Genomic DNA, 10,417 nt, shown 5'->3' on the forward strand with positions numbered 1-10,417 from the left:
AATGTGACCTACGCGACCGTAGGCAGGGGTTGACGGTCGGTGAGATAAGCCACTCCTAAAGAGTTGGCCCCTCAGGGAATAAGGGACCAGGCCCGGAAGTTGTTGATCCGGAAGTGGCTCCAGGTGGTCCGGAACGCGAAGTGCCCGCGGGTGTACGGCTGCGGGTCGGCGTAGTCGAAGACCAGCCGCCCGTTGTTCCACCACCTCACCGTGGAGCCGTCGGAGACGATCCGCACGTGGTGCGGCCGGTTCGGCACGAGCAGCGGCTCGGTGTAGTCGAGAATCAGCGGGCGCACGCCCGCCAGGCCTACGTAGCGGCGCAGCCGGGTCGTGGTGTTGGTGTTGGCGCCGTAGCCGACGTAGTAGGTCGTGAGGTGGTCGTACTCGGCGAGGGAGCCGCCGCGCGGGGTGGCGAAGAGGTCGTCCGGGGAGCGGACGTCGACGGCGTTCCAGAAGTTGTTGAGGTCGGAGACACGGTCGTTGGCGCCGCCCGCGGAGACGGGGGTGGCGGCGTATTCGAGGACGTACGGCCCTTCGAGCGGCCGCTTGAACCAGACCGTCGCCCCGGCGGGCACGTCGATCTCCAGGACTCCGCGCGAGGCCGTGACGCTCCCGCCCTGCTCCAGTTCCACGGCCCACCGGCGCAGCCCGTGGCGGAAGTCGTCGTGGGCGATCAGCCGGCGGTGGCGGGGGGTCGCGCTCGCGGGACCGGCCGGGGCCAGGGCGGCGAGGGCGGCGCCTGCGGCGAGGACTCCCAAGGCCCGACGGGTGGTGGTCATGGCGGCGGCTCCTTCAGTGAGCTTCGGCGGGACGTCTGCGGGAACGAGCAGAAAGCGCTTACTCCCTACCCGTCGGACCGCGCCGGAACCCGGAGGGCACGCCGAAGGCCGGACCCCGGGGGGCACACCTAAGGCCGGACCCCGGAGGGCACGCCTAAGGCCGGACCCCGGAGGGCACGCCTAAGGCCGGACCCCGGAGGGCACGCCGAAGGCCGGACCCCCGGGACGGGGGTCCGGCCTTCGGCTGCGTGTCAGGCGATCAGGCGTGCCGCGCGGGGGTCGTCGGCGGAGGTCAGCCGACGGTGACGCCGTGGGAGCGGAGGAAGGCGACCGGGTCCACGTCCGAGCCGTAGTTCGGCGTGGTGCGGATCTCGAAGTGCAGGTGCGGGCCGGTCACGTTGCCGGTCGCGCCGGAGAGGCCGATCTGCTGGCCCGCGGTCACGGTCTGACCGGCCGAGACGGAGAGCTGGGAGAGGTGGGCGTACTGGGCGTAGTAGCCGTCGTCGAGCTTGATGACGACCTGGTTGCCGTACGCGCCGCCCCATCCGGCGGAGACGACGGTGCCCGCGCCGACGGCCTTGAGCGAGGTGCCGGTCGGGACGACGAAGTCGACGCCGGTGTGGTACCCGCTGGACCACATGCCGCCGGCCACGCGGTAGCCGGTCCCGACGGTCGCGCCGGCCACCGGAAGGGTGTAACCGCTGGAGGCACTGGCGCCGCTCCCGGCGGCCGTGGCGGTCGTCTTCGCTGAGGACGACGCCGAGGCCTTCGAGCCGGAGGACGGGGAGGAGGGCGACGACGACGAGGTCTTCGACGACGAGGAGGAAGAGGAACCGGACGAACCGGACGAGGACTTGGTGGTCGCGGCCTCCTTGCCGATCGACAGCTCGAGGCCGGGGTGGATCAGCGAGGGGTTGCCGCCGACCGCCTCGCGGTTGTCCGCGTACAGCTTCTGCCAGCCACCGCTGACGTTCTGCTCGTCGGCGATCTTGGCGAGGTAGTCGCCGGCCCGCACGGTGTAGGTCCTGGCGTTCGAAGCCGGGGACTTCCGCGACACCGGAGCGGCCTGTACGGCGTTTTCCGCGACCGATCCGGAAACGGCCTGAGCGGCCGACTGGGAAACCGACTGAGGGGTGGCCGCATGGGCGCCGGTGGCCCCCATGAGCGGGAGGGCGAGCGCGGCCCCGCCGGTTCCGGCGACGGCTATGGAACGGGTGAAACGCTGGGTCTTCGGACGGCGGTGCTTACCCTTCGCGGGCATGGCGAATTCCTCTCCGGTGCCTGCGAGGTGAGCTGTCGGGTGCGGACTGGAGATGCCCGGCCGCGCCGAGGCGCGGCTTTACCCCAAGCCTGTTCCGGAGACCAGAACAGGCGGTTCTACCTGTGGGTCCCCCGCTCCTGCCGTGACGGGTGAGTGTGCGGACTCCGGGCGGCGGCAGGATTCGGCATCCGTCCGGATTGGACTGGAACGTAAGCGACCCAGACGCACGGGAACAAGCAGAGGTTGCCCTGCTCACTCCTTTCTCTTGATCCCCTGTGAGAATTACCGGTGACGCTGCGTGCATCGGGCACGCGCTTTTTCGCCCAACATCCCTGAAAAGCCCTTGGATTACGTGAACATGACGGGCGACGGACGGTCACGAATATGACGCTGCTCACGTGACGTCTCTCCAGGATCCCCTATTCCAGAGCGAGTTGGAACGAAGGATCCAATTCGGACAGAACCCTCAGATGCGACACAGACGAATAACCGTCGCATCGAGGTCACCTCGCAGCGCGACCCGCAGCCCGTGGTGCAACAGCACCGCCCCCCGGTGCACTTCGCCCGTTTCGCGGCATTCGTACGACGCTGTCGGGTCGAGGCCGCGCAGCCTCAGCGCGGGCACGGGCTCGCCGTACCGCTGCGCCTCCAGCCAGGCGAGGACCACGGTCTCGTCGCCGCGGACGTACTGGACGGCGCTCAGCCCACCCGCCGGGGGGCGCAGCCGGTACAGGTCGCCGTGCTGGACGAGGGGCCGGATCTCCTTGTAGAGGTCCACCCACCGCCGGGCCTCGGCGAGCTCCTCGTCGCTCCACTCGGACAGGTCCCCGCCGACGCCGAGCACCCCGGCCATCGCGCTGACGAAACGGAAGCGCAGCGAGCTGACCCGTCCGTTCAGCTGGGTGTTGGGGCTGTCGGTGACCCAGGCGGCCATCACACGCGCGGGGTGGATCTGGCTGAAGCCGTGCTGGATGGCGAGGCGGTCGAGCGGGTCGGTGTTGTCGGAGGTCCACACCTGGTCGGTGCGGCTCAGGATGCCGAGGTCGATCCGTCCGCCGCCGCCCGAGCAGGACTCGAAGGCCACGCCCGGGTGGGCCGCCCGCAACCGGTCCAGGAGGTCGTACAGGCCGCGCACGTGGTCGACCCACAGACGCTGCGGGTAGGGGTCGTCCGGCCAGCCGGCGTCGGTGAAGCAGCGGTTGAAGTCCCACTTGACGTAGTCGATGGGCGCACTGGACAGGAGCCCGTCGAGCTGTCCCCAGAGATACTCCCGGACGTCCTCGCGCGCGAGGTTCAGCATGAGCTGATTGCGGAACTCCGTCCGCTTTCGTCCCGGCTGGAACTGCACCCAGTCGGGGTGGGCGCGGTACAGGTCGCTGTCCGGGTTGACCATCTCGGGCTCGACCCAGATGCCGAACTGCATGCCGAGCCCGTGTACCTGGTCGGCGAGGGGCTTGAGGCCGTGGGGGAAGCGGTCCGGGTTGGGGTGCCAGTCGCCGAGTCCGGCACGGTCGCTGGTGCGGGCGCCGAACCAGCCGTCGTCGACGACGAACAGCTCGACGCCGATCTCCGCGGCACGGCGGGCGAGGGCCGCCTGCTGCTCCTCCGAGATGTCGAAGAAGGTGGCCTCCCAGGAGTTGAACAGCACCGGCCGGTCCCGCTCGGCGTCCGGGATCACATGGGCGCGCTGGTAGGCGTGCCAGGCGCGGCTGGCGCCGCCGAAGCCGCCGTCGCTCCACAGGCCGGCGAAGACAGGCGTGGTGAAGGACTCCCCCGCCGCCAGGCGCAGCAGGCCCGAGTCGTCGTGACCGGCGCCGCCGGTGATCTGCACGCGCTCGTCCGGGAGTTGGGCGACGGCGATGCGCCAGGATCCGGACCAGCCGAGGGCGCAGCCGTAGACCTCGCCGCGTTCCTCGGTCGCGTCGGTGTCGAGGGCGACCCAGGGCAGATACTGGTGGCCGGTGTGGCCCCGGCGGCTGCCGATGACCTTCTCACCGTAGGTGAGCGGGGCCCGGACGAGCCGGGACTCGGCGGCCCAGCGGCCGTGCAGCTGCGACAGCCGCCAGCCCTCCCGCTCGGGCAGGGTCCAGGTGGCGGAGTCGGCGCGCAGCAGCTCCAGCGGCTCCGCGCCCTCGTTGCGCAGGGTCGTCCAGCGCTCCATGACGTCGTCCCGCATCCGGTAGTGCAGGGTGATCGTCAGACCGGCGTCGCGGAAGCGCAGCCGCAGCTCGGCGCCCTCGGTCTCGTACGTCTCGAAGGTCCATTCGGTGCCGCGCCGCTCGGCGGTGCGTACGGACAGGGCGGGGCGGACGAAACGGGGGCCGCCCTCCACCGGGTACTCCTCGTGGCCGTCCAGGGCGGCCTCGAAGGACGCGCGGCCCCGCAGGGGAAGGGCCGCGAGGGCCTCCGCGTCGGCGAGCGCGATCCTCGGGCCCCAGTGCAGGTGCACCAGCTCGTCGGCCTCGGTGAGATGGAGGGCATAGCTGCTCGTGGGCCCCGAAAGGAGCCAGGTGCGGCCGCCCGCGGCGATCTCGGGCTTCACGGTCTCGGGCATCAAACCCCCACTGATTCGAACAGGTGCGATCAAGTCTCAACATCATCGGATGCGGGTGCCCCACCCGGCAATGGCTGTGGAGAAACCGTTCACCTGCAGAGACGGGGGATTCGTGCACCTGTGGACAACCGTTGCCCGGGGAATCCATGTCGTATGGTCGAGGAGGTCCCGCCGGCCACCACGAGCCGCGTCGGCGGAGCCCGACAGGGAGGGAGCCCCCGTGACGCAGCAGATCCCGTCGACCGAGCCCGAGTTGGCCGGTGTCCGCAACTTCCGCGACGTCGGAGGTCTGCCGACCGTCGACGGACGGCGGGTACGGCACGGCGTGCTGTTCCGCAGCGGCCATCTCGCGCATGCGACCGACGAGGACGCCGCGTTCCTGTCCTCCCTGGGCCTGCACACGATCTTCGACTTCCGCAACGCGGCGGACCAGAGGCTGGAGGGCCCGGACGTCGAGCTGCCGGGCGTGCGCAACGTGAATCTGCCGCTGTCGGACCCGGCGGAGGGCGCCGAGTTCTGGAAGATGGTCCGCGACGGCGACATCGACCAGCTGCGCGCGATCCTCGGCGAGGGACAGGCGGCCGGCCGGATGATCGCCTCCTACCGTTCGATCATAAAGGAGCGCACGGCCGAGCACTCGCGCGTGCTGCACTCGCTCGCCGAGGACAACGTCCCGGCCCTGATGCACTGCGCGGCAGGCAAGGACCGAGCCGGCCTCTCCGTCGCGGTGACGCTGCTCGCCCTGGGCGTGGAGCGCGAGGCCATCCTCGCGGACTACCTGGAGTCCAACGCCAAGCACCGCCGCTACAAGATACGCCGCAACGGCTCGCAGGCGACCGCCTACACCCCCGAGGTGCTGGAGCTGCTCAGCCCCCTCTTCGACGCCCGGGCGGAGTACCTCGCGGCGGCCATGGAGACCATCGGGGAGACCTGGGGCGGCGTCGACACCTATCTGGAGCGGGGCCTCGGGCTGGCACCCGAGACCCGGGAGCGGCTGCGCGAGCGCCTGCTCGACTGACGGCCCGGCAGGCCGGCCCCGCGCGGGCGGCTCACTGCTTGGCCCCCACCTCGAACAGCAGCCAGATGAACGCGGCGAGGACGTGGCCCACGGCGATGTAGATGATCAGCCGGATCCAGAGGCTGCGGGGGAACCGTTCCTCCATGTCGGTCATGGCGTCTCTCCAGGGGTCGGGCCCAGGCACAGCGTGGCCGTGGGGCTCTGCAGCAGGGTGTGGACGAACAGCAGCTCGACCCCGTCGGGGTCCTGCGCGGCGAGGCGGTGCGGGGTCAGCGAGTCGAAGTGCGCGCTGTCCCCGGGCCCGAGCAGATGGACGGTGTCCCCGAGGCGCAGCCGCAGCCGCCCGCGCTGCACGTGCAGCCACTCCTCCCCCGGATGCACCCGCACGATGTCGCCCTGGGAGCCGTGGGGAATGTGCACGCGCAGGGCCTGCATCCCCCGCCCGTGGGCGCCGGCCTGCCAGTACGTCCAGCCGCCCGCACGGGTGGGTTCCATGTCGGCGGCGCGGACGACGGCGTCGCGGTCGACGGCCGTCTCGCCCAGCAGCTCCGAGACCGTCGTACCGTAGATCCGGGCGAGCGCGAGCAGCATCGGCAGCGAGGGCTGGCGCTGTCCCGTCTCCAGACGGGAGAGGTGGGCGGGCGACAGCCCGGCCGCGCGGGCTGCGGCCTCCAGGGTGAGGGCGGCCCTGCGGCGCAGGGACCGCAGCTGCGGGGCGACGACGGGGACGGCATCAGCCTGGTCCGCCGGGGCCTCGGGGGACTCGGACGGGGACGAACTCATACGTCCATTCAGCCGCGCCCTTGCCTCCAGGGCAAATTCCTTGCCTCAGAGGCAAAAGCCCGGGCCGACGGTCAGCGGTTGGCCACCGCCTGCTTGATCAACGTCTTGCCGAAGTCCCACATCAGGCCGCCCCCTCGGTGGGCGTCGTCCATGACCTCCGTGAAGGCGTCGACGAACCGGTCCACGTCCCGCTCGTCGACGACCAGCGGCGGAATCAGCTTGATCACCTCCAGGTGGTCGCCCGAGACCTGGGTGAGGATCCGGTGCCGCTGGAGCAGCGGTACGACCACCATCTGGGCGAAGAGCCCCTTGCGGGCGGCCTGCAGCATGGCCCACCGGCTGCGCAGCTTCAGTGACCTGGGCCTGCCGAACTCGATGCCGATCATCAGGCCGCGGCCGCGCACGTCGGCGAGCAGCTCGTAGGTGTCGGTCAGCGCCGCCAGCCGGGACTTGAGCCGGTCGCCGGTGGCCCGCGCGTTGGCGACGATCTGCTCGTTCTCCATGACGGACAGCACGGCGAGGCCCGCCGCCATCGCCTGGGCGTTGGAGCCGAAGCTCGCCGAGTGGACCAGTACGCGGTCGATGGACGAGAACACCTTCTTGAAGATCCAGTCCCTGCCGAGGGTGGCGCCGACCGGCACATAGCCGCCGGAGAGCGCCTTGGCCACGCAGACCAGGTCGGGTTCGACGCCGTCCTCGTGCTGGTAGGCGTAGAAGTCGCCGGTCCTGCCGAGGCCGGTCTGCACCTCGTCGGCGATGAGCAGCGCCTTGTGGGCGTGCAGCAGTTCCTGGGCCGCGCGCAGACAGCCGGGCGGGGCCTCGTGCACGCCCTTGCCCTGGATCGGCTCGACGATCAGGGCTGCGACGTCTCCCTTCTTCAGCTCCCTCGCCAGCGCGTCGAGATCGCCGAGCGGTACGGCCGTGTCGGGCAGCAGCGGGGCGAAGCCGTCCCGGAAGCCGTCCTCGCCGTTGACCGACAGCGAGCCGGTGGTCAGGCCGTGGAAGGCGTGGTCGCAGTAGAGGATCCTGGGCCTGCCGGTGGCCCGCCGGGCGAACTTCAGGGCGGTCTCGACGGCCTCCGTCCCGCTGTTGCCGAAGAACACCCGGTCCAGGTGAGGGCTGTGGGCCAGCAGCCGTTCGGCCAGCAGTCCGGGCAGCGGCTGGCAGTCGAAGCGGGTGAGGTCGGCGAGGGAGGCGTCGAGGACGTCGTGCAGCGCCTTGCGGACGACGGGGTGGTGGCGGCCGAGGCCCATCACCCCGAACCCGGCGAGCATGTCCAGGTAGTCGTTGCCGTCCGCGTCCCAGAAGTGGGCGCCCTCGGCCCGCTCGTAGACCTTGTCGAAGCCGATGGTGTGCAGCATGCGCGGGAGCTGGTGGTTGAGGTATCTCGCGTGCAGCTCGTAACGCTCGGCTCCGCGCTCGGCCAGGAGGGCACCGAGGTCGAACTCCTTGGTCATGCGTCTTTCTCCTTGGCTGGGCCGTCGGCTCCCTTGACGGCCAGGCTGGCGCTGATCCGTCCGGCGACCTCGACGGGGGTAAGGCCGATGTCGGCGAGCACCTCCCCGCGCTTGGCGTGCGCGAGGAACTGTTCCGGGATGCCGAACCGCCGTACGGGTACGTCGACTTCGGCGTCCCCCAGGGCCAGCGCCACCGCCGAGCCGACGCCGCCGGCACGGCTGTTGTCCTCGACGACGGCCACCAGCCGGTGCCGGGCGGCGAGCGGGGGCAGGGCCGGGTCGACGGGCTTGACCCAGCGGGGGTCCACGACCGTGCAGTTGATGCCGCGTGCCTCGAGCAGCTCGGCGGCCTGCAGACACACCGGTGCCATCACACCGACCGCCACCAGCAGCACCTCGGCCCGGTCGGCGCGGTGCAGCACGTCCATGCCGCCGGCCTGGCCGACCGCCGGGATCTCCGGTCCGACCGACTCCTTCGGGAAGCGGACCAGGGTCGGCGCGTCGTCGACGGCGACGGCCTCCCGCAGCTGGGCCCTCAGCTGCCCGGCGTCGCGCGGGGCGGCGATGCGCAGCCCCGGGACCACCTGGAGGACGGACATGTCCCACATGCCGTTGTGCGAGGCCCCGTCGACGCCGGTCACCCCGGCCCGGTCCAGCACGAACGTCACCCCGCACCGGTGCAGGGCCACGTCCATCAGCAGCTGGTCGAAGGCGCGGTTGAGGAAGGTGGCGTAGACGGCGACGACGGGGTGGAGCCCGCCGGTGGCCAGCCCCGCCGCACTGACGGCGGCGTGCTGCTCGGCGATGCCGACGTCCCACACCCGGTCCGGGAAGCGCTCGGCGAACTTGCCGAGCCCCACCGGGTGCAGCATGGCCGCGGTGATCGCCACGACGTCGTCGCGCTCCTCGCCGATCCGCACGATCTCGTCGCCGAACACGGACGTCCAGGACGGCCCGCCGGCGGGGGCGAGCGGCGCGCAGGTGAGGGGGTCCATCGCGCCGACGGTGTGGAAGTGGTCCTCCTCGTGCGCGACGGCCGGCTCGTAGCCTCGGCCCTTCTCGGTGAGGCAGTGCACCAGCACCGGCCCGTGGAACCGCTTGGCGCGCCGCAGTGCGGACTCCACGGCCTTGATGTCGTGCCCGTCGATCGGGCCCACGTACTTCAGCCCGAGGTCCTCGAACATGCCCTGCGGGGCGAAGGCGTCCTTGAAGCCCTTCTTCGCGCCGTGCAGTGACTCGTACACGGTGTGGCCGACCACGGGGGTGCGCAGCAGTACGTCCTTCCCCCAGGCCAGGACCTTCTCGTAGCCGTCGGTGGTGCGCAGGGTCGCCAGGTGGTTGGCGAGACCGCCTATGGTCGGGGCGTACGAGCGCTCGTTGTCGTTGACGACGACGATCAGCGGCCGGTCCTTGGCGGCCGCGATGTTGTTCAGCGCCTCCCAGGCCATGCCGCCGGTCAGCGCGCCGTCACCGACGACCGCGACCACATGGCCCTTCTCGCCCTGCACCTGGCGGGCCTTGGCGAGCCCGTCGGCCCAGCCGAGCGCGGTGGAGGCATGGCTGTTCTCGATGACGTCGTGCTCGGACTCCTCACGGGACGGGTAGCCGGACAGGCCGCCCTTCCCCCGCAGCTTCGAAAAGTCCTGACGTCCCGTCAGAAGCTTGTGGACGTAGCTCTGGTGGCCGGTGTCCCACAGGATGCGGTCGACGGGAGACTCGAAGACCCGGTGGAGCGCGATGGTGAGTTCCACCACCCCCAGGTTGGGGCCCAGGTGCCCACCGGTCCTGGCGACCGCGTGCACCAGGAAGTCCCTGATCTCCTCGGACAGTTCACCGAGCTCCGGCTCGGACAGCGCCTTCAGGTCGCGTGGTTGCCGGATGTTCTCCAGGATCGTCACGATCGGGCCCCCTTAGGTCCGTGCTGTTCAACTCACGGTGACGGCCGGCTCCCCCGCCGCGACGCCGTCCTGCTCCATCTGCCCGGCGATCTTCATCGCCTCTTCGATGAGGGTCTCCACGATCTTCGACTCGGGGACGGTCTTGATGACCTCGCCCTTGACGAAGATCTGGCCCTTGCCGTTGCCGGAGGCGACGCCGAGGTCGGCCTCGCGGGCCTCGCCGGGGCCGTTGACGACACAGCCCATGACGGCGACCCGGAGCGGCACCTCCATGCCCGTCAGGCCCGCCGTGACCTCCTCCGCCAGCTTGTAGACGTCGACCTGGGCGCGGCCGCAGGACGGGCAGGAGACGATCTCCAGGCCGCGCTGCTTGAGGTTGAGGGACTCCAGGATCTGGTTGCCGACCTTGACCTCCTCGACCGGAGGGGCGCTCAGCGACACGCGGATGGTGTCGCCGATGCCCTGGGAGAGCAGGGCGCCGAAGGCGACGGCCGACTTGATCGTGCCCTGGAACGCCGGGCCCGCCTCGGTGACGCCGAGGTGGAGGGGGTAGTCGCACTGGGCGGCGAGCCGGCGGTAGGCCTCGATCATCACGACCGGGTCGTTGTGCTTGACCGAGATCTTGATGTCGCGGAAGTCGTGCTCCTCGAAGAGGGACGCCTCCCAC

The 10,417-nt window shown here is 70.8% G+C and carries 9 protein-coding genes and 1 riboswitch; of the genes, 1 reads left to right on the top strand and 8 read right to left on the bottom strand.

Features of this window, described 5'->3' with window-relative positions; translation table 11 throughout:
* Positions 1-71 precede the first annotated feature (71 nt).
* From ACFY30_RS36450 to ACFY30_RS36460, 3 genes are all read right to left on the bottom strand, one after another.
* On the bottom strand, positions 72-779 hold the full coding sequence (locus tag ACFY30_RS36450; RefSeq protein ID WP_390849422.1) for a DUF6250 domain-containing protein: 708 nt from the start codon (positions 777-779) through the stop codon (positions 72-74).
* Between the two features lie 292 nt (positions 780-1,071).
* Complete coding sequence (locus tag ACFY30_RS36455) at positions 1,072-2,040, bottom strand: peptidoglycan DD-metalloendopeptidase family protein (protein ID WP_390849423.1); 969 nt, start codon at positions 2,038-2,040, stop codon at positions 1,072-1,074.
* A 4-nt stretch (positions 2,041-2,044) separates the two neighbouring features.
* Positions 2,045-2,237: riboswitch (cyclic di-AMP (ydaO/yuaA leader) on the bottom strand.
* A gap of 269 nt (positions 2,238-2,506) precedes the next feature.
* The gene (locus ACFY30_RS36460) at positions 2,507-4,594 is read right to left on the bottom strand and encodes an alpha-galactosidase (RefSeq protein WP_390849424.1); all 2,088 of its coding nucleotides are present in this window, start codon (positions 4,592-4,594) and stop codon (positions 2,507-2,509) included.
* A gap of 220 nt (positions 4,595-4,814) precedes the next feature.
* On the opposite strand from ACFY30_RS36460, the gene ACFY30_RS36465 reads away from it, so the two are divergent.
* On the top strand, positions 4,815-5,612 hold the full coding sequence (locus tag ACFY30_RS36465) for a tyrosine-protein phosphatase (RefSeq protein ID WP_390849425.1): 798 nt from the start codon (positions 4,815-4,817) through the stop codon (positions 5,610-5,612).
* Positions 5,613-5,643: 31 nt separating this feature from the next.
* Here the strand turns inward: ACFY30_RS36465 and ACFY30_RS36470 are convergent, their stop codons facing one another.
* The 5 genes from ACFY30_RS36470 to ACFY30_RS36490 all read right to left on the bottom strand — a co-directional run.
* Positions 5,644-5,766, bottom strand: coding sequence for a DUF6126 family protein (locus tag ACFY30_RS36470; RefSeq protein WP_390849426.1), 123 nt, complete (start codon positions 5,764-5,766; stop codon positions 5,644-5,646).
* A complete protein-coding gene (locus ACFY30_RS36475; protein WP_390849427.1) occupies positions 5,763-6,395 on the bottom strand; it encodes a helix-turn-helix domain-containing protein in 633 nt (210 codons plus the stop codon). Before ACFY30_RS36475 ends, ACFY30_RS36470 begins: the two co-directional genes overlap by 4 nt.
* A gap of 71 nt (positions 6,396-6,466) precedes the next feature.
* A complete protein-coding gene (locus tag ACFY30_RS36480; RefSeq protein ID WP_390849428.1) occupies positions 6,467-7,852 on the bottom strand; it encodes an aspartate aminotransferase family protein in 1,386 nt (461 codons plus the stop codon).
* Positions 7,849-9,750 (bottom strand): 1-deoxy-D-xylulose-5-phosphate synthase, encoded by a 1,902-nt coding sequence (gene dxs / locus ACFY30_RS36485; RefSeq protein WP_390849429.1) that lies wholly within the window; start codon positions 9,748-9,750, stop codon positions 7,849-7,851. Before dxs ends, ACFY30_RS36480 begins: the two co-directional genes overlap by 4 nt.
* A gap of 27 nt (positions 9,751-9,777) precedes the next feature.
* A partial coding sequence (locus ACFY30_RS36490) for a flavodoxin-dependent (E)-4-hydroxy-3-methylbut-2-enyl-diphosphate synthase (protein ID WP_390849430.1) occupies positions 9,778-10,417 on the bottom strand: 640 nt, incomplete at its 5' end.

The sequence above is a fragment of the Streptomyces sp. NPDC000345 genome (assembly GCF_042898825.1).
Taxonomy (GTDB): domain Bacteria; phylum Actinomycetota; class Actinomycetes; order Streptomycetales; family Streptomycetaceae; genus Streptomyces.

Excerpts from the sequence above, each read along its gene's own strand:
- ACFY30_RS36450 (WP_390849422.1), bottom strand. The coding sequence starts at position 779 with ATGACCACCACCCGTCGGGCCTTGGGAGTCCTCGCCGCAGGCGCCGCC.
- ACFY30_RS36455 (WP_390849423.1), bottom strand. The coding sequence starts at position 2,040 with ATGCCCGCGAAGGGTAAGCACCGCCGTCCGAAGACCCAGCGTTTCACC.
- ACFY30_RS36460 (WP_390849424.1), bottom strand. The coding sequence starts at position 4,594 with ATGCCCGAGACCGTGAAGCCCGAGATCGCCGCGGGCGGCCGCACCTGG.
- ACFY30_RS36470 (WP_390849426.1), bottom strand. The coding sequence starts at position 5,766 with ATGACCGACATGGAGGAACGGTTCCCCCGCAGCCTCTGGATCCGGCTG.
- ACFY30_RS36475 (WP_390849427.1), bottom strand. The coding sequence starts at position 6,395 with ATGAGTTCGTCCCCGTCCGAGTCCCCCGAGGCCCCGGCGGACCAGGCT.
- ACFY30_RS36480 (WP_390849428.1), bottom strand. The coding sequence starts at position 7,852 with ATGACCAAGGAGTTCGACCTCGGTGCCCTCCTGGCCGAGCGCGGAGCC.